The sequence below is a fragment of the Pseudomonas mucoides genome (assembly GCF_015461845.1).
In the GTDB taxonomy this organism is placed as follows: domain Bacteria; phylum Pseudomonadota; class Gammaproteobacteria; order Pseudomonadales; family Pseudomonadaceae; genus Aquipseudomonas; species Aquipseudomonas mucoides.
Genome location: NZ_JACOPW010000005.1, coordinates 219493 through 238284, shown reverse-complemented (window position 1 = coordinate 238284; position 18792 = coordinate 219493). Strand labels below are relative to the sequence as shown.

Sequence of the window (18792 nt, the reverse complement as noted above, 5' to 3'; positions counted from 1 at the left end):
CAGACACCATCAATCTTACGGATTGATTAAAGCATCCACCTCAGCACTCCCCGGCGAAGTCGCCGGCCCCCACCGAGTGACCGCCAACGCCGCCGCGGCATTCGCCCGGCGCGCCGCCTCAACCGCCGACAATCCATGCGCCAACCCGGCCACAAACACCCCGGCATGCGCATCGCCCGCCCCGTTGCTGTCCACCGCCGTCACCCTGAAACCCGGCACATGCTGACGCTCGCCACGCTGGCTGATCCAACACCCTTGCGGCCCATCGCGCACCACCATCAACACCTCGGCGGGCAGGTGATCGCCCAAAAGATCCAACGCCTGGGCAATATCCGATGCACCGGTAAATCGCAGCACCTCAACGCTGTTGCTGGTCCAGATATCGATGCGCGCCAGCAAGGCTTTCATCAACGGCTCATCCGGTGAATCCACCAACGGCCCCGGATCGAACACCACGTTGATGCCTTTCGGCAAATCCAGCACCCAATCCACCAGCGCCTTCGCCTTGCCGACCTGCAGCAGGCTGTAGCCACTGACGTAGACATAGTCGCCCGCCTCGGCCGGCACGCTGGCCAGGTCCTCGGCGGTCAGTTCGCCTTCGGCGCCGATGTAGGAAATGAAACTGCGTTCGGCCGAGGCATCCGTCACCGCCACGCACAAACCCGTGTCCCGGTCTGCGGGTTGGGCGATGCCGATCCGAATGCCTTCCGCCTGCATCGCCTCACGCGCCAGATCGCCGAAACGCCCGGTGCCATGGCGCCCGAGGTAGACCACGGGCAAGCCATTACGCTGGGCTGCAGCCATCACATTGAAGCCGCCGCCGGCTTCGAAACTGGCGGACTTCGCCAGCACGTCGCCGCCGGTTTGAGGCAATTTATCCACGGCCATGACCAGGTCGATGATGACCTGGCCGGTGTGCAACAAATTAGGCATGAGCATTCTCAGTCATGGCGGCGCGGCGATCCTTGGCGCCACCGAGTACAAAATAAATCCCGCCGGCCACCAGGAACGTGACGATCCAGCCCAGGCCGTTATGGCCCAGCCACGAGTCGGACAGGAAACCACGGAACCACACCGTCTGTTCGGTGGTGCCGATGGTGGTAAAGCTGAAGCCCAACACGATCGCCACGGCCCATGCACCGAAGGCGCGCCATTCGATACCACCGCTGTACCAGTAAGCGCTGCTCGGGCTGACGTCCAGCAGGTCTTTGGGGCTGTAGTAATGACGGTGAATCAGGTCGACGACGAAGATCCCGACCCACGCGGTGATCGGCACTGCCAGCAAGGAAATGAAGGTGATGAACGGACCGTAGAAGCTGTCGGCGATCAGCATGAAGTAGATCGAACCGGCGAAGATCGCGACGATATCCACTACCACCGCGTACACACGCTTGACCTTCAAACCGAGGGTCAACGTGGTCAGGCCAGCCGAATACACCGACAGGTTATTCGACAGCAGCAAGCCGCCGAACGCGGTGATCAGGTACGGCACGGCCATCCAGGTCGGCAGCATGTCGCGGATCGCGATGATCGGGTCAGTGGCGGAAGCCAGGTCATTGTTACCCACCGACAACAGGCCGCCGAGAGTGATGAGCAACACCAGTGGAATCCCCGCACCGAACGCTGCCGACGCCACCAGGCGCACGGCTTTGACACTGCGATGCTGGTAGCGCGACATGTCGGCACCGGCGTTGGCCCAACCGATCCCGGTGCCGGCGGCCATGGTGCCGACGCCGATGATCATGGCGCTCAACGGTGCAGGTGTGGCGTTGAACACGGCGCTCCAGTCGATGGTGGCGCAGAGGAAACCGCCGACCACAATGTTCAGCGCGCCGAACACGTAGGTCGCCCACTTCTGAATCACCAGCAGCGTGGCGTGACCGAGGCCGGACACCGACAACGTCAGCAACACGAAAATCGCGATAAACAGCAACGTCAGAACCGGCGCGCTTTTGGCTTCTACGGGCGATCCGAACAGGATCGAGCACAGCGACAGCAACACGAACGCGGCAGTGGTGGTGTTGACGGTTTCCCAGCCCAGGCGCGACATCAGCGAAACCAGGGTCGGGCCGATATTGCCCCGTACGCCGAAGATGGCTCGCGACAGGGTCAGGCTCGGTGCGCGGCCACGCCGACCGGCGATGGAGATAATCCCGACCACCGCGAACGAACCGGCAGCGCCGAGGATCGCAACGATGATTGCCTGCCAGATCGCCAAGCCACGAAACGCCACCAGCGTGGCGCCCAACGGCAGGCCGAGGATGGAAATGTTGGCGGCGAACCAGACCCAGAACAGTTGCAGCGGATGCCCGTTGCACTCCGCTTCCGGCACCGGTTCGATGCCGCGCGTTTCCAGTTGCCCGGCACTTTGCCCGGCGGTTGATGAACTCATGGAAATACTCCTGTTGCCTTGTTGTGATTATGGGCAATGACGGAAGACGACAACTACAGCCCGGCTGTCCTGGCCAAGTCAGTGCGATCCATTGCGGTGAAAAATTCAAACAAGGGGCGCGCCTATCGCGGGCAAGCCCGCTCCCACAGGGACAGTGTGTACCTCAAGGTTTGCACTTTACCTGTGGGAGCGGGCTTGCTTGCGAAGGCGTCAGCCCGGTCAACGCAAAGCCAAAAGCCCTTGCACCAACGGTTCCAATTCAAGGCCATTAACCGCTTTGACCTTGTCGATCATCGCCACCGGCCAACTCTCAAGGCCCAGGCAAGCCCCCAGCATCGCGCCGAGAATCGCCGCCATGGTATCGGTGTCACCGCCCAGTCCCGCAGCCATGCACACCGCTTCAAAGGCACTCATCTCGCCAATGGCCACTTGCTGCGCCAGGGCAAACGAGACCACCACCGATTCCTGCGAGGCCACCGAGGTGCCAATCACGTCGTACATCACGTCCGCCAGCAGCGCCTTGTCGCTGTCGACACTAATGCTGCGTGCCCAACTGATGCGCGAGGCAATCCGTCCGCCCGCCACCCAGTGACCACGACCTTCGGCTTGCTGCGCGATCTGCTGGCCGAGGTTCAGCGCTTCGCCCAAATCCATGCCATTGATCCCGGCAGAAATCACCGCCGCCACCGCCGCCGCGCTGGAGATGCCCAGCGTGGTGTTGTGGGTGACCTGACACGCCTGCACCACCGCTTTGATGAAACGCTCCGGGTCGGCGACATCCGCCGCAATGCCGACCGGCGTGATGCGCATCGCTGCGCCATTGGTGGTGCCGTAACGCCCCGCTTCTTCCGGCGAATGACCGGCGAGGATCATCTCGATCGCCCGCTTGGTCGAAGGCCCGAGCAAGTCCTGCGAGCCCTTGGCCTGCATCTCGGCTTCCCATTCGATCAGCCGCTGCGCGAGCACCGTCGGCTCGATCCGTCCCTCACCCTCAATCAGCAACTGACCGACCAGAATCGCCTGTTCGGTGTCGTCGGTGATCGAGCCCTTGGGCATGTTGGCGGCGATCGGTTGATCGGGGCCGGCGTCTTCCAGATCGGTGATTTCGCCGAAGCGCGCCTTGATTTCGGCGCGGCTCAGGGACTGGGTCGGCATGCCCAGCGCATCGCCCAGGGCCAGTCCGTAGAACGCGCCCAGGGCACGATTGAGCGCAGTCATTTCGGGGTTCCAAATTGCAGGTGCAGGCGAAAATGTACGGGATCGAGCAGACTTTCGACTTGCTCCATGAAGCGGTTTTGCCGGTCGTAGGTGGTCCGCAGCGCCTTGAGGAATACGGTGCCCACCGGACGCCCCAGCAATTCGGCGTCTTCGGCATTCAGGGGTTCGGCGCCGATCCATTGATCGCCGCGTTCGCCGATGTAGCCGTAGGCGGCCAGGGTGATGGTCAGTGAATTGTCGATCAGACCAACGCGCGGCAGGCTTTCCAGGCCACCGGTCGCGGGCATCAATGAGCGTTCGAGGGAGACCAGCGTGCCGTTGTTGGAGCGGCGGCGCCGGTCGAGGGTGATGAATTGGTCGGTGCCGAAACGCGGCAACAGGTCCGGACGCGTCACCGCTTCCAGGCGCAGCACTTCGGTATTGATCAACGCTCCGCTGTCGGCCAGCGCCTGGGCCCAGCCGCTGCGCTGATCGAGCACCACACCGTCGAAGGTGACGATGGAACCGACACCACTTTGCGTCGCAATGTAGTTGCGCCGTTTCAACTCGGCGAGTGCTTCACGCAGCGTCCCTCGGCTGACTTTGAATTCTTGAGCCAACTGATGCTCGCCCGGCAGCAGAAAGCCGTCCTCCATGAGGCCGCTTTCAATGCGCCGGATGAGTTCGTCGACCACCCGTTGTTTCTTGTCAAATCGTACCTGTCTAATCATGTACAAAGAAATAGCCGAAACGGGTCCGTGCGGGCAAGGGATATTTCAGGAAAGTGACGGGAGGACGCGGTTGTACGCGATAGAGGGGTGATTCAGATACACCGCCATCGCGGGCAAGCCACGCTCTCACCGGTTATGTGTCAGTCGCATAATCCGTGCACGACACATGACCTGTGGGAGCGCGGCTTGCCCGCGATGGCGTCAGCTAAGACAGCACGAGTCTCAGCGTTGTTTGAGTCGGTCGATGACGACCGCCAACAACAGGATCGAACCACGAATCACATACTGGTAAAACGTATCGATGTTCTTCAGGTTCATCGCATTTTCAATAATCGCCAGAATCAACACCCCGGCAATTACATGCCGGATCATGCCGATCCCGCCGCTCAACGACACCCCGCCCAGCACGCAAGCCGAGATCACCGTCAGCTCAAAACCCTGGCCAATCATCGGCTGCCCGGAGGTCATGCGCGACGCCAGGATCACCCCGGCCAACGCGCCAATCACGCCATGCACGGCGAAGATGAGGATCTTGGTCCGGTCAACGTTGACCCCGGCCAGCAACGCCGCTTCCTGGTTGCCGCCGATGGCCATGGTGTTGCGCCCGTAGGTGGTGTAGTTCAGCAGCCAGCCGAAAAACAGGAAGCAGACGATGGTGATCAGGATCGGCACCGGCACGCCAAACAACTGGCCATTGCCGAAGACGAAGAACTGTTCTTGCGAGACGCCGACCGCTTTGCCATTGGCAAAGATGTAAGCCAGACCGCGAACAATCTGCATGGTCGCCAGCGTGGTGATCAACGCGTTGACCCGCAGCTTGGCAATCACGATCCCGTTGATCAGCCCGACAATCAGGCCCATGAACAGTGCTGCCGTCACCCCAAGAAAGACGCTGTCGGTGTCGCGCATGACCACCGCCGCAACCACACCGGCACAGGCAATCACCGAGCCCACGGACAAGTCAAAATGCCCGGATGCCAGGCAATACAACATGGTGCACGCGGCGATGCCGGTGGTGGAAATCGCCAGGCCCAGGCCGCGCATGTTCAGTGGCGAGAGGAAGTTGTCGATCAGTAACGTGCAGAGCACGAAGATCCCGACGGCTGCCAGCAGCATCACCCAGTCATCGAGAAAGCGTCGCAGGTCCAAGGGTTTGCGCTCGGTAGGCAGCGCGTTGTTTTGGGTTGTCATCATAGTCACCTCTCAGTTCGCCACGCCGTCAGCGCGTTGGCGTGGCAAAGCCAGTTGCAGCAGGTTGGATTCATTGGCCTCGGCGCGAGACAACTCGCCGCGCATCGCGCCTTCGCAGAGCACCAGAATGCGGTCGGAAATACCCATCACTTCCATCAGGTCGCTGGACACCACGATCACCGCGATGCCGCTTTCGGCGAGGTTATGGATGATCTGGTAGATCTCCGCCTTGGCGCCGATGTCGATGCCGCGTGTCGGTTCGTCGAGCAACAGGACTTTCATCGGCATCGACAGCCAGCGACCGAGAATGGCCTTCTGCTGATTGCCGCCGGACAGGTACATGATTTTCTGTTCAGCGCTGGGCGTCTTCACCTTCAGCGCCTTGATATGTTTGTCGGCATTGCCCTTTTCCCACAGGCCACGCAACAGGCAGCCAAAGGTGGAATGCGCGCCGCGAGCACTGATGTTGATGTTCTCGGCGACACTGGCGAGCGGGATGATGCCCTCCTTCTTGCGGTCCTCGGGGCACAGCAGAATCCCGGCCGCAATCGCATCGCGAGGTGAGCGCAGTTTCAGTTCATGGCCGCGCAGTTCCAGGCGTCCGGCCGTATTGCGTTCCAGCCCGCTGAGCAGGCGGAACAGCTCGGTGCGCCCGGCACCGACCAGCCCGAACAACCCGAGAATCTCGCCTTTGTGTGCCTCGAAACTCACCGGCTCGCGCAAGCCGGGGCCGAGCAGGCCATCGACCTTCAGCGCCACCGCGCCACGTTGCCGAGCGCGGTAATCGTAGATGTCCTGAATGTCGCGACCGACCATGCACGTCACTAGTTGGTCGTGGGTCAGTTCGCTCATGTCCTCGAAGGTGCGCACATAGCGGCCGTCCTTGAACACTGTCACCGCGTTGCAGATGCGGAACACTTCTTCCATGCGATGGGAGACGTAGAGCACCACTTTGCCTTCGTCGCGCAGGCGTCCGATGATCGCCATCAAGCGGTCGATCTCGCGTGCCGACAGGCTGCTGGTCGGTTCGTCGAACGCAATCACATGCGCGCCACGGGACAACGCCTTGGCGATTTCCACCAGTTGCCGCTGCCCGAGGGACAAGCGCCCGACTTTTTCTTGCGGGTCGATTTCATCGGCCAGGCCTTTGAGGCAAGCCAACGCCTGTTGGCGCAAGGCGCCACGATTGATCAGGCCGAAACTGGCCGGCAGGTGCCCGAGGAACAGGTTCTCCGCCACGGTCATTTCCGGCACCAGGTGCAATTCCTGATGGATCACCGCGACGCGGCTGGCGATGCTGTCGGCGGTGGATTTGAACGCCATCGTCTGTTCGCCGATCTGCAGGTCGCCGCTGCTCGGCGTGTAGGCGCCACCGAGGATTTTCAGCAGGGTCGATTTGCCGGCACCGTTCTCGCCCATCAAGGCGTGAACCTGCCCCGGGTGCGCGACGAAGCTGATGCCATCCAGCGCCTTCACGCCGGGAAAGGTCTTGCCGATCCCGTTGAAGCGCAGGCTGCCGCCGACGCTGTGCTCATGTGTCTGTACTTGCGCGTGCATAAACCACCTCTTCACAGATCAGACGGCCCCGTCGCCAGGGCCGCCGTTGAAATCAACCGCGCCTCAGTTCCAGAGGCCGATCTTTTCCAGTTCCTGCTTGAAGTTCTCGCGCGTGATCAGCGTCACGTCGTCCATGGCGGTGAATTTCGGTGGTTCTTTGCCGGTGGTGACCCAGTCAAACATCATGCTGGCGGTGTTGTAGCCTTCGATGTGCGGGCTTGGCAGCATCGAGCCAAAGAAGCCGCTATTGGGCTTTTTCAGTTCGCCGATAGCATCCGTACCGTTAATGCCGATGCCGATGACGTTGGCCGCTGCAAAACCGGCGGTTTCGGTAGCGCGCACGCCGCCCAGCACCGTGTTGTCGTTCATGCCGCCGATGATCAGGTTTTTCGCGCCACTCGGCAGTTTCACCAATGCAGAGTTGGTGGCGTCCATGCTGCCCGGGACGTCGAGGGTTTTCTGCGCCGTGAAGAGAATGTGGTCTTTCGGGAAGCCCGCGTCTTCCAGCGCCTTGACCGAACCGTCGGTGCGCTTCTTGCCAGTGTCGAGTTCGTTGAACGTGTTGATCACCGCGTAGGTGTCTTTCCAGTCCCAACCGCGTTTCTTCGCTTCGGTGGCCATCGCCGCGCCCTGTTTCTGGCCGACTTCAAAGGCGGCCATGCCGAGGTAAGGCACGTCTTCCATGAACTTGCCGCTGGCATCGACAAAACGGTCATCGACCGCCATCACTTTCAAACCATTGGCCTTGGCCTTGGCCACGATGGCCGGGCCGAGGCCGACGTCCGGCGGGCAGATCACAAAACCCTTGGCGCCGTTGGCCGCAAGACTGTCGATGGCAGACAGGGTTTTCTCGCCGTCCGGCACAGCGATCTTGATAACGGTGAAGCCTTTGTCTTTACCGGCCTTTTCAGCGAAGGCCCACTCGGTCTGGAACCAAGGCTCCTCCGCTTGCTTGACCAGAAAACCAATCTTTACTTCCTCGGCTGCCAGCAGCGTACTGCTCAGGCTAACCGCGGTGACCGCCAGAGCGGCACAGCACAGGGAACGGATCCCGCGACGACGATTCATAAGCTGACTCCTTGTTATTTTTTTTGAGCGTTATTTGAAAGCCGGTGAACACTTTGAAGCTAATAGTCATATCGTATGATGATTGGCTTTCAGACGGAGTTCCGCGCCTGAAAGCGGTTCTATTCAGTCGTGGTACATCACCGAGCGCCCACCATCGATGGTGATGCACGAGGCATTGATGAACGGCGCTTCATCGCTGGCCAGGAACACGGCGGTCATGGCCACTTCCATCGGTTGACCGATGCGACGCGGCGGATGCAAGTCCAGGGCGCGTTGACGCTCGGCATGCGGGTCGGCAAACCCGTTCCAGTAATCCACGTTCAATTGGGTTTCGATGTAGCCCGGCGCGATGGCGTTGACGCGAATGCCGTTGGCCGCGTATTCGATGCCCAGTGCACGGGTCAGGCCGAGCAAACCGTGCTTGGCCACCGGGTACGGGAAACAGCCCGGAATGATGTGGCTGGAATGGGTCGACGCAATGTTGATGATGCTGCCGATGCCCTGTTCGATCATTTGCGGCAGCACAGCCTTGCAGCCATACCAGGCGCCGTCGAGGTCGATGGCGAAGCAGCGACGCCAATCTTCCTCGGTCATTTCCAGCGGATCACGGAACACATTGACCCCGGCGCAGTTGACCAGGACGTCGATGCGGCCATGCAGATCAATCGCCAGCCTGGCCATGGCGTGCAGGTCTTGCTGGTGCGAAACGTCAGCCTTGATCGCGACCACGTCCGCACCCTGTTCACGCCAATGCGCCGCGACTTTCTCGACTTTCTCAGCCTGGATATCGCTGATGATCAGCTTGGCCTGCTGGGCCGCGAACGTCGCGACGATGGCCTCGCCGATGCCCTGGGCAGCGCCGGTCAGCAACACCACCTTGTTCTTCAGGCGCTCGCCTTTGGGCGGCTCCGGCACCGCTGGCAAGGAAAGAGGTTCAGCCATGAATCAAGACTCCTTTTGCGGGCACGACAAAAACCGGGCATCTGTCGATGTCCGGTCAAAAGACTGTCTGGAAAATCGCTGCATCACTTCACCTGTTTTGTTTTTTTAAGTGTGAGTGCGTGTAACTGATGGCCGACTATAAACCTGCCCGGCAAATAATCTCAATATATAATTTTACATCCCATATTTTGGGATTTATCCAGCAAAGCGCGTACAAGGTTTCCCGGCCACATTTACTCGAAGCGACAACACCGCCCCGTCCAGCGGATGGTTGAGCGGGCTCGCCGCGCTGGTGATGTACAGGGTTTTCAGGTCTTCGCCACCGAATACGCAACTGGTGGGACGGCTGACAGGCAGTTCGATGATTCGATCGACGTGTCCGTCCGGGGTCAGTCTTATCAGGCAACTGCCATCCCAGCGGGCGTTCCAGATGTAACCTTCGGCATCCATGGCCGAGCCGTCGGGGACCCCACGCTTGTCGGGACCGAACCAGACATAAGCGGTGTCCAGATTGCCGTCGGCGTGGATGAAGTAGCGGTACAGCGTGGCGTCGAGGCTGTCAGCGAAAAACAGAGTGGTGGCGTCTTCGCTCCACAGCAGCGTGTTGGGAATTCCCAGTCCGCGAAGCAACGGCGTAACCCGGGCATCGCGGTCGATACGGAACAGGCCACCGGAGCGACGGGTGACCGGCAAGTCTTCGCCGTTTTCGCCGATGTTGTTCTGCATGGTGCCGAGCCAGAGCCGCCCCTGCGCATCGCAACGGGCCTCGTTGGGGCGGTTGCCGGGTTGCGGGTCGGCCATGCAGAGCAAGGTCAGTCGTGGTTCAAGGCCCGGGGAGTCGAGGTCCAGACGATAGACGCCGCTGCTCAACGCGACCAGCGCATCGCCGCTTTCACACGGAATGAAGGCGGAGATGTGTTCCGGCATTTGCCAAATCTGGACGTTGGCGCCGATTAACCGGAGGGCTTGTTTGCCGGCGATGTCGACCCAGTACAGCGCCTGTGTCGGGGCATCCCAGAACGGGCCTTCGCCAAGCCGCGCCCGGTGCTGGGTCAGCGCATTCAACGTCATGAAACCTCCTGCCTTGTTCTTGTTTTTAGGTGTGAGCGAGCTTGCTCGCGATAGCGGTGTGTCTGTGACATCTATGTCGGGTGTGCCGACGCTTTCGCGAGCAGGCTCGGTCCCACATGGGTTCTTTGTAGTCAGCCAGTTCTTTTGTCGGCCACGACTTGGGGGTAGAAGCGTTTGATCGCCAGGTCTGCGTTATCGATCAGGGTCATGCACGCCCACACCCCGCGCGCGGCGTCGCGGGCGGCGATGGCGTCGGCCACGTCTTTGTGGATGGGCAGCGTACGCCGCAGTTCGTCGGGGTCGGCGGCAGAGACTTCGAATGACACCGCCAGCAGCGCGCCGAGCGCCGGGACCATTTGTTCGATGAATTGGTTGTGGCTGGCGGCGAGGATGCACTCGTGGAATACCCGGTCGGCGCGGTTGTAATCGACGCCACTGTCCACGGCCCGCTCCAGCGCGTTGTAGGCCAGGAGGATGGCCTGCACTTGCTCGACCGTCGCCCGTTCACAGGCCCAGCGCACGGCCATCGGCTCGATGGTGCGGCGCAGGTCGAGCAAGTCGTCGACGAAGTTTTCCGGCAAACCACTGCGTGACAGCCAGCCGACGACTTGCGGATCGAAGAGGTTCCAGCGCCGCACCGGCAGCACCCGCGTACCGACTTTCGGCCCGACTTCAAGCATGCCTTTGGCGACCAGGGTCTTGATGGCTTCACGGATGACCGTGCGGCTCACACCCAACTGCTCGCCCAGGTCGGCTTCGACTTTGAGGGTTTCGCCGGGCTTGACCTCGCCAGCGGCAATCCAGCAACCCAGCCAATCGACCGTTGAGGCGTGAAAACTGCTGGACATGGAAACCTCAAGACCGCGCGCGATGGAGCAACACGCTAATCATCATACGATTGGGTGTCAATTGGATTATTGAAAGAACACAGAGAACCCTGTGGGAGCGAGCTTGCTCGCGATGAGGCCGTAACATTCAACATCAATGTTGACTGTCACACCGCCATCGCGAGCAAGCTCGCTCCCACAGGGTTTTGCATTAAGGCTCGAGACCGATGGGGAAAAACTCGCCGCCACTCCACACACCCAGCCAGCGTTGCCCGTCGATTTCACGGGTCACGGCCAGTTCCACCAGTTGATAGAACACATTGCGGTGGATCAGCGCTTCAAGATTGGTCCGCACATGCACGTAGGGCGCGGGCTCTTGAGTGACCGGATCAATGACCACCCGAATCGGGTGCTCCGCGCCTGCCTCGGCCGTTTCATCCACGTTGGTGGTGAATCGCAGGAGCTGAGCCTCACCCTCGCCTTCCACATCGACGGCAATCGCCACGAACGGCGCATCATCGACCTTGATCCCGACCTTCTCGACCGGAGTGATCAGGAAGTAATCATCGCCATCGCGACGAATGATGGTCGAGAACAATTTGACCATCGGCTTGCGCCCGATTGGCGTGCCCAGGTAATACCAGGTGCCGTCGCGGGCGATGCGCATGTCGATGTCGCCACAGAAGTCGGGGTTCCACAGGTGGACCGGCGGCAAGCCTTTGGTCTTGGGGATTTGCCCCAACAAGTCGTTGGCTTTTTGCGGGCCACTCATGGCGTTCTCCTTTAAATTACTGGTCGCTGATCCCGATCAGGCTGCGCGCGTATTGCTGCAGGGGTGGGCCGATCAGGTCTTCTGGCTTGTTGTCGTGGAACGTCAGTAAACCGCCACGACTCTTGATGCGTGCAGTATCAATCAAATACTGGGTGCTGGTCTCGATCAACATGATCTGAATCACGCCGCTGTCGATGCCGAGGCGGTCCACGTATTCCTGATCGAGCCACTCATCGGAGTTGCCGATGCGGTCGTCAGCCTTGGCGAACCGCGTGTAAAGCAGGTAATGGGCACCGGCGGCACGGGCTTCAGCCATGGCCTGGTCGAGGCCTTCGGGTGCACGGGCGCGGCGGACCATCGGGAAGTATTCGACAAAGCCGTTAAAGGCTTCTTCGGCCACCACGTTTGGGCGCGGATAAGGACTGCCTGGTGGCGAAAAGGCACCTTGGGCGATGTAGATGAACGAGTCCGGCTGAATCCGCAGGTTGTTCACCCGACGGCTGTCGCTGTGATCCAGCAGCCCCGCGTCGCTCATCTGGTAGCGAGTCCCTTCAGCCATGTCGCTGACATTCATGCAGCCACCAAGCGCCAAAACGGCCAGCAGCAAAACCAGGCTACGCATCCTACCCTCCAGAGGCCGGTGACGGAAAACCGGCGAATGGCCATGGGATGCAGCTTCCGCGCCAGTCTTGAGCATAGGGATGTTTGCAAATAGATAATGCAAATCTGTGGCGAGGGAGCTTGCTCCCGCTCGGTTGCGCAGCAGCCGTAAATTCTGAGGAATGCAGTGTCTTTGGAAATTCGGGGGCCGCTTCGCGCCCCAACGGGAGCAAGCTCCCTCGCCACAGGGCGTGTCAGCCGCCAATAATCTTCATGACTGTCGCGCCGCCGGAGAACGCCACTTCCTGCTTGTCACCCAAGGCCTTCACCAGCAGCCGCTGCAACGCCGGCAGCGCTTGATGGCGAGGTTTGTCGAGCAAGTCGCCGACATAGTGACGGTTGCTCGACGACAGGCAGCCATGCAGCCAACCCGTGGACGAAAGACGCAAGCGCGAGCACGTACGGCAGAATGGAACGCTTTCATTGGCGATTACACCAAAATGCCCCTGCCCCGGAATCTCGTAGCGCACCGCAGTGGCATCGACCGGTGCATCGGCCTGCAGATACTCATAACGCTCGCCAATCAGGCTCAGCAACTGCTGGAGGCTGACGAACTGTTGCAGGAACGCATTGGAGTCGGTGGCCAGGTGGCCCATGCGCATCAGCTCGATGAAGCGCAACTCATAGCCGCGTTCCAGGCAGTAATCGAGCAGCGGCATCACCTGATCAAGGTTCTGTCCGCGCAGCGGCACCATGTTGACCTTGATCTTTATGCCCGCCGCGCTGGCCTGATCCATGCCGTCGAGCACGGTCGCCAGATCGCCGCCGCGGGCAATGCTGCGAAAGGCGCTGGCGTCCAGGGTGTCGAGGGAAACGTTGATACGACGAATGCCGGCGTCCACCAGCAACGGCAGCTTTTTCGCCAGCAGCTGACCATTGGTGGTCAGGCTGATGTCTTCCAGGCCCATCTGGCCGACGGCGGTCATGAAGGCTTCGAGTTTGGGGCTGACCAGCGGCTCGCCGCCAGTGATACGCAAACGCTCGATGCCCGCCGCTTCGATCAAATATGCCACGCCGCGCGCCATGGCCTCGGCCGACAATTCATCCTGCGCAGCTACCAGCCGCTTGCCGTTGGGCACACAGTAGGTACACGCGTAATTGCAGGCTGAGGTCAGACTGATCCGCAAATTGCGAAAACGCCTGCCTTGACGGTCAACGATCATGGATCACTCCGGCGATGGACAAGTGGAACGCACAAAACTTGACTCAGAATTCAAGTTTTGGCAAGTCCCAAGCCTGAGTATATTCCTGCGGTACTGCGCCATATAGAGAAATCATGGCGCAATCAGGCAGCTGAATGGTTCAGCTGCTCGGAGTGTCGGTATCGCGCTTGCGCTTGTTGCCCATGCGCACGCCGATGTCCATCAGAAACTGGAAGAAGCCTTCCTGATCTTCCAGCACGTTGCTCCAGAACGGCGAGTGATACAGCGCCACAGCGCCATGCACCAGCGCCCACGATGCGCAGTAATGGAAGTACGGCGGCACGTCTTCGAGCTTGCCTTCGCTGATCCGGCCTTTGATCAGCAGGGTCAGGCGTTCGAAGTTCGAGGCGCGGATCTTGTGCAGTTCCTCGACCATCTCCGGCACTTGATTGCCCTTGACCACCTTCTCTTCCAGGCGGTCGAACAACCGATAGCGTTGCGGATCGCGCATGCGGAATTCGAAGTAGGCCCGGGACAGCGCTTCCTTGTCCTTGTCGACATCGGCCGAATGCAACAGCTCGTTCAAATCACGCTCGTAATCGAGCATCAGGCGCAGATAGATCTCCGCCTTGGATTTGAAGTGCTTGTAGATCGTGCCTTTGCCGATACCGACGGCATCAGCAATCATCTCGACGGTGACACTGTCTTCACCTTGGTCGAGGAACAGCTTGAGCGCGGTATCGAGAATTTCTTGCTCGCGGCGACGAAACTCACGGACCTTACGAGGTTCTTTATGCATAAGAAAAGGTCTGTTGGGGGTCAAAATTCGAAGCCGCGTATTATGCCTAACTTACGCAAAAATGCACGGATCATCCGACCATATCTGTGTTTCTTGATGATTTCCCGCAGGCTCGCTCATTGATGAGAACTCTTCCGAAGCGGGCGTATTCCAAAATTGTTTAAAAACCGGGGCCCGTAAACTGGACTAGGCGCAATAGTGATCAATACTTGAACTGTCGGCGAGACATCTCCCCCAAGTGTTGCGCCGATATTGGTACCAACGGACCGCGTACCATTGTTTTACTCCTAATGGTCTTAACCCGGATTCACCCCCCAGAACCCGGGTTTTTTTTGCCTGCGATTTGACCCTGCGCAGCGAGCCTGCTCGCGCTAGCCCTAAACCGGTTTCACATGCGCCAAAGGGAACAGCCGCTTGAAGTTCTCGGTGGTCTGCTCGGCAAATCGCTCGTAAGGCTCACCCCGCAACATGGCCAGAAATTCCGCGACTTCCCTTACATACTGCGGCAGGTTCGGCTTGCCGCGATACGGGATCGGCGCGAGGTATGGCGAGTCGGTTTCCACCAGCAAGCGGTCGGCAGGCACTTTGCTGGCCACATCGCGTAGCGCGTCGGCATTGCGGAAAGTGACAATACCAGACAGGGAAATGTAATAACCCATGTCCAGCGCGTCCTTGGCCATGTCCCAGTCTTCGGTGAAGCAATGCAGTACGCCGGCCTGTGGCAGTGCCGCCTCACGCAACAAGCTTAAAGTATCGGCACGGGCGCCGCGGGTGTGGATGATCACTGGCTTGCCGGTCTGCTGTGCTGCCTGCAAATGTAGGCGGAATGACTCCTGCTGCAACTCGGCCGCTTCCGGTTCGTAGTGATAATCCAGACCGGTTTCGCCAATCGCGACGACGCGCGGGTGATTGAGTTCGCGCAACAACCAGTCCAGTGCGGGCGCAGCGCCCGGCTGCACATCCAGCGGATGCACGCCGACCGAACAATCGACGTCGTCATAACGTTCAGCCAGGGCTTTGACGTCGGCCGCGTTGTCGACACTGACGCCGATGCACAGGAAGTGCCCTACCCCGCGCTGACGGGCCGCGTCGAGTGCCGCATCCAGAGAGCCGTCGTGGGCGGCGAGGTCGAGACGATCAAGGTGACAATGGGAATCTACGAGCATAAAAGGGCTGCAACTTACATCGTATGGGTGGGACGGTCGGATTTGAGGGCTCCGGCCAGGTAGTTTTCGATTCGACTGCGCGCCGTGTTGTCACCGTCGTTGAACTGCACGCCGACGCCAGCGGCGCGGTTACCCTGAGCGCCTTTGGGCGTGACCCAGGTGACTTTGCCCGCGACCGGAATCTTTTCGGCTTCATCCATCAGGTTCAGCAACATGAAGACCTCATCGCCCAACTTGTAGCTTTTGTTGGTCGGGATAAACAGCCCGCCGTTCTTGATGAAGGGCATGTAGGCCGCGTACAGCACGGATTTGTCCTTGATGGTCAGGGACAAAATGCCGTTACGCGGCCCCGGGTTGACGAGTTCATTCATGCTGACCTCCACTGCTGATGCACAGAGTCTAGGCGCAGACGATCACTTCTGGGTAGGCAGCGAGGCCCATTGCACCAGCAGCGCTTCCAGCAAAAGTGCCGGATTGAGGTTGGCTTTGCTCATCACCTTCTGACGCTGGGCAAGGATCCAGTCCTGGATATTCAGGACTTTATCCTGAGCGGCTTTCTGCGCCAGGTACTGAATCACCTTACGCATGTCCGTCAATCCCAGACCGTCTTCATCCTGGGTCAGCTGATAGCGCAGGATCAGGCTCGACCAGTCGCAGAACCAGTCGAACAGCAGCAACTGCGGAATGGTTTTCCATTCTTCGGCCAATTGTGTCGGCGATTGCTGTTGTTTGAGCAACTTCTTCACGCCCTCCACCACCAGCGCGCGCTGTTCGCGCACACCCTGGGCCTGCAATTTGACCGCGCCCAGCGGAGAACCGGCGGCCAGCGTCAGCAGTTCGACGCGCTCGTCTTCCGAGCTGTCCGGCAACGCCTTCGCCAACCATGCAAGGCTCATCGCTTCGCTCGGCAGTGGGCAGGCCTGCTGTACGCAACGGCTCTTGATGGTCGGCAACAGGCGACTGGTCTGGTGACTGACCAACAGCAAAACGGTATCGCCCGACGGCTCTTCCAGGCTTTTGAGCAAGGCGTTGGCGGCGTTGACGTTCATCGACTCGACCGGCTCGATCAACACCACTTTGCGCCCGCCCATTTGCGAGGTCTGCACCACGAAGCTGACCAGATCGCGGACCTGATCGACCTTGATCGCCTTGTCGGCTTCTTCCGGCTCGAGGATGTAGTTGTCGGGATGACTGCCAGCCTTGAGCAGCAGGCAGGATTTGCATTCACCGCATGCGTCCTGCGCGGTTGGCCGCTGACACAGCAGGCTGGCCATCAAGCGTTCCGCCAGCGCGCGCTTGCCGATCCCGGCCGGGCCATGCAGCAGATAGGCGTGAGCGTGTTGCTTACGACCGGCCAACTGTTGCCAGAGGCTGTCCTGCCACGGATAGGCTTCAGCCACGGGTCAACTCCAGCAGACGCGGCAACAAGGCGTCCAGCGAATGCTGAACCTGCACCAGCGGCTGGGCGGCATCGACCAGCACATAGCGCGCCGGATCCGCCTCGGCGCGCTTGAGGAACGCACTGCGCACGGCATCAAAAAAGGTTCGGCCTTCGAGTTCAAAGCGGTCCAGACGACCGCGAGCACTGGCGCGGGCCAGGCCCACTTCCACCGGCAGGTCGAAGATCAAGGTCAGGTCCGGGCGCAGATCGCCCTGGACGAAGGTTTCGAGCGTCGCGATGCGCTCCAGCGACAGACCGCGACCGCCACCTTGATAGGCGTATGTAGAATCCGTGAAACGATCACACAACACCACCGCACCACGGGCCAGCGCCGGGCGAATCACTTCGGCCAGATGCTGGGCGCGCGCGGCAAACACCAGCAGCAGCTCCGTGTCGGGGTTCATGACTTCATCAACCGGGGCCAGCAGCACTTCGCGAATCCGCTCGGCCAACGGCGTACCACCCGGTTCGCGGGTCAGCACCACTTCGATACCGGCAGCGCGCAGGCGCTCGGCCAGGTATTCGCGATTGGTACTTTTGCCGGCGCCTTCCGGGCCTTCCAGGGTAATAAACAAGCCAGTCACGGGCAGTCCTTATCAGAAATTATTGCGCGCCTTGCGGAGCGACAGCTTCCGGCGCGGGCTCAGCTGCCGGTGCAGGCATCGGAACCGGAACCGGAGCCGGAGCCGGTTCTTGCGGCACGACGGAGGGCAACGCCTCGGGATCGGGATCAGGTGAAGCCGCCGGAATCGGCGCCTCGGCCTCCGGTGCTTCGCCATTCGCCGCCTCTGGCCCAGGGATCGGTGCCGGGCTGGAACGATAATCGGCACGACGCTTGAGCTGGAACTCACGCACTGCGTTGTTATGGGCATCCAGATCATCGGAGAACACATGGCTGCCATCGCCACGCGCAACGAAGTACAGGCTGTTGCCGGCCACCGGGTTCAAAGCGGCATGGATGGCTTCGCGGCCGACCATGGCAATCGGCGTCGGTGGCAGCCCCGAGATCATATAGGTGTTGTACGGGGTCGCTTCCTTGAGGTGGGCGCGGGTCAGTTTGCCGCTGTAGCGATCACCCAGACCGTAGATCACCGTCGGGTCGGTCTGCAGCAACATGCCGATCGCCATGCGCCGAACAAAGACCCCGGCAATCTGCCCGCGCTCTTGCGGCACGCCGGTTTCCTTCTCCACCAGCGAGGCCATGATCAGCGCCTGATAGGGTTCGGTGTACGGCGCATCCGCAGAACGTTGATCCCACTCTTTGGCGAGGACTTCGTCGAGGCGGTCATAGGCTTTTTTCAGCAGATCGACGTCGCTCATGCCACGTACAAAGCGATAGGTGTCGGGGAAGAAACGACCTTCCGGGAAAATCCCGCGGTGACCGAGTTTTTCCATGACCTGGCTGTCGCTCAAACCTGCGATTGTCTGCTCGAGTTTTTCATCTTTGGCCAGGGCGGCGCGGACCTGGCGGAAATTCCAGCCTTCGACCAGCGTCACGCTGTACTGAACCATTTCGCCGCGTTTCCACAGGTCGATCAGCCCTTCAACCGTCATGCCCGGAAGCATGCGGTATTCGCCACTGTGCAACGGTTGCTTGGGCAGATTGAAGCGCCAGTAAACGCGCAGCCAGAACGCGTCCTTGATGACGCCGTCGGCTTCGAGTCGATAGAAGGTGCGGGTGGGTGTCGTGCCTTTGGGCACGTCCAGCAGCTCTTCCTGGGTGATGTTCAGCGGTTGTTCCAGCGCCGAATGGATTTTCCAGGCAGAAGCGCCCAGACACAGCCCCGCCAGTACCAATCCGGTTTCCAGCAGCAGCAAGAATTTACGTCTCACGTA

At 60.4% G+C, this 18792-nt stretch carries 19 protein-coding genes; all 19 read right to left on the bottom strand.

Translation table 11 applies throughout. From position 1 onward, the window contains the following. Window positions 1–15: 15 nt before the first annotated feature. Window positions 16–933 carry a PfkB family carbohydrate kinase gene (locus tag H8F22_RS22175; RefSeq protein ID WP_194940685.1) on the bottom strand — a complete coding sequence of 306 codons (918 nt, stop codon included), beginning with the start codon at window positions 931–933 and terminating at the stop codon, window positions 16–18. Next, on the bottom strand, window positions 926–2392 hold the full coding sequence (locus H8F22_RS22170; protein ID WP_194940684.1) for a purine-cytosine permease family protein: 1467 nt from the start codon (window positions 2390–2392) through the stop codon (window positions 926–928). Before H8F22_RS22170 ends, H8F22_RS22175 begins: the two co-directional genes overlap by 8 nt. A 219-nt stretch (window positions 2393–2611) precedes the next feature. Beyond that, window positions 2612–3610 carry an ADP-ribosylglycohydrolase family protein gene (locus tag H8F22_RS22165; protein ID WP_027924059.1) on the bottom strand — a complete coding sequence of 333 codons (999 nt, stop codon included), beginning with the start codon at window positions 3608–3610 and terminating at the stop codon, window positions 2612–2614. Further along, window positions 3607–4320, bottom strand: coding sequence for a GntR family transcriptional regulator (locus tag H8F22_RS22160; protein WP_027924058.1), 714 nt, complete (start codon window positions 4318–4320; stop codon window positions 3607–3609). The genes H8F22_RS22165 and H8F22_RS22160 overlap by 4 nt, the downstream gene beginning before the upstream one ends. Window positions 4321–4542: 222 nt before the next feature. Next, complete coding sequence (gene araH, locus H8F22_RS22155) at window positions 4543–5511, bottom strand: L-arabinose ABC transporter permease AraH (RefSeq protein WP_027924057.1); 969 nt, start codon at window positions 5509–5511, stop codon at window positions 4543–4545. A 12-nt stretch (window positions 5512–5523) separates the two neighbouring features. Next, window positions 5524–7068 carry an L-arabinose ABC transporter ATP-binding protein AraG gene (araG, locus tag H8F22_RS22150; protein WP_059182345.1) on the bottom strand — a complete coding sequence of 515 codons (1545 nt, stop codon included), beginning with the start codon at window positions 7066–7068 and terminating at the stop codon, window positions 5524–5526. A 63-nt stretch (window positions 7069–7131) separates the two neighbouring features. After that, the gene (locus H8F22_RS22145) at window positions 7132–8136 is read right to left on the bottom strand and encodes a substrate-binding domain-containing protein (protein ID WP_027924055.1); all 1005 of its coding nucleotides are present in this window, start codon (window positions 8134–8136) and stop codon (window positions 7132–7134) included. A 123-nt stretch (window positions 8137–8259) separates the two neighbouring features. Next, a complete protein-coding gene (locus H8F22_RS22140; RefSeq protein WP_027924054.1) occupies window positions 8260–9078 on the bottom strand; it encodes an SDR family oxidoreductase in 819 nt (272 codons plus the stop codon). 195 nt (window positions 9079–9273) lie between these two features. Beyond that, window positions 9274–10149 (bottom strand): SMP-30/gluconolactonase/LRE family protein, encoded by an 876-nt coding sequence (locus H8F22_RS22135; RefSeq protein WP_027924053.1) that lies wholly within the window; start codon window positions 10147–10149, stop codon window positions 9274–9276. A 131-nt stretch (window positions 10150–10280) separates the two neighbouring features. Further along, window positions 10281–10997, bottom strand: a complete 717-nt coding sequence (locus H8F22_RS22130; protein WP_194940683.1) for a FadR/GntR family transcriptional regulator — start codon at window positions 10995–10997, stop codon at window positions 10281–10283. 190 nt (window positions 10998–11187) lie between these two features. After that, window positions 11188–11748 carry a DUF1285 domain-containing protein gene (locus H8F22_RS22125; RefSeq protein ID WP_027924051.1) on the bottom strand — a complete coding sequence of 187 codons (561 nt, stop codon included), beginning with the start codon at window positions 11746–11748 and terminating at the stop codon, window positions 11188–11190. A gap of 16 nt (window positions 11749–11764) precedes the next feature. After that, window positions 11765–12370, bottom strand: a complete 606-nt coding sequence (locus H8F22_RS22120) for a DUF4823 domain-containing protein (RefSeq protein WP_027924050.1) — start codon at window positions 12368–12370, stop codon at window positions 11765–11767. A gap of 232 nt (window positions 12371–12602) precedes the next feature. After that, window positions 12603–13571, bottom strand: a complete 969-nt coding sequence (locus tag H8F22_RS22115; RefSeq protein ID WP_027924049.1) for a GTP 3',8-cyclase MoaA — start codon at window positions 13569–13571, stop codon at window positions 12603–12605. Window positions 13572–13710: 139 nt separating this feature from the next. After that, window positions 13711–14349, bottom strand: a complete 639-nt coding sequence (locus H8F22_RS22110; protein ID WP_008152317.1) for a TetR/AcrR family transcriptional regulator — start codon at window positions 14347–14349, stop codon at window positions 13711–13713. A gap of 377 nt (window positions 14350–14726) precedes the next feature. Then, complete coding sequence (locus H8F22_RS22105) at window positions 14727–15515, bottom strand: TatD family hydrolase (RefSeq protein ID WP_027924048.1); 789 nt, start codon at window positions 15513–15515, stop codon at window positions 14727–14729. Between the two features lie 14 nt (window positions 15516–15529). Continuing rightward, complete coding sequence (locus H8F22_RS22100; RefSeq protein ID WP_027924047.1) at window positions 15530–15886, bottom strand: PilZ domain-containing protein; 357 nt, start codon at window positions 15884–15886, stop codon at window positions 15530–15532. 42 nt (window positions 15887–15928) lie between these two features. Continuing rightward, complete coding sequence (locus tag H8F22_RS22095) at window positions 15929–16915, bottom strand: DNA polymerase III subunit delta' (protein WP_027924046.1); 987 nt, start codon at window positions 16913–16915, stop codon at window positions 15929–15931. Continuing rightward, complete coding sequence (tmk, locus tag H8F22_RS22090; RefSeq protein WP_027924045.1) at window positions 16908–17540, bottom strand: dTMP kinase; 633 nt, start codon at window positions 17538–17540, stop codon at window positions 16908–16910. The genes H8F22_RS22095 and tmk overlap by 8 nt, the downstream gene beginning before the upstream one ends. A gap of 19 nt (window positions 17541–17559) precedes the next feature. Then, the gene (gene mltG / locus H8F22_RS22085) at window positions 17560–18789 is read right to left on the bottom strand and encodes an endolytic transglycosylase MltG (protein WP_194940682.1); all 1230 of its coding nucleotides are present in this window, start codon (window positions 18787–18789) and stop codon (window positions 17560–17562) included. Window positions 18790–18792: the final 3 nt, after the last annotated feature.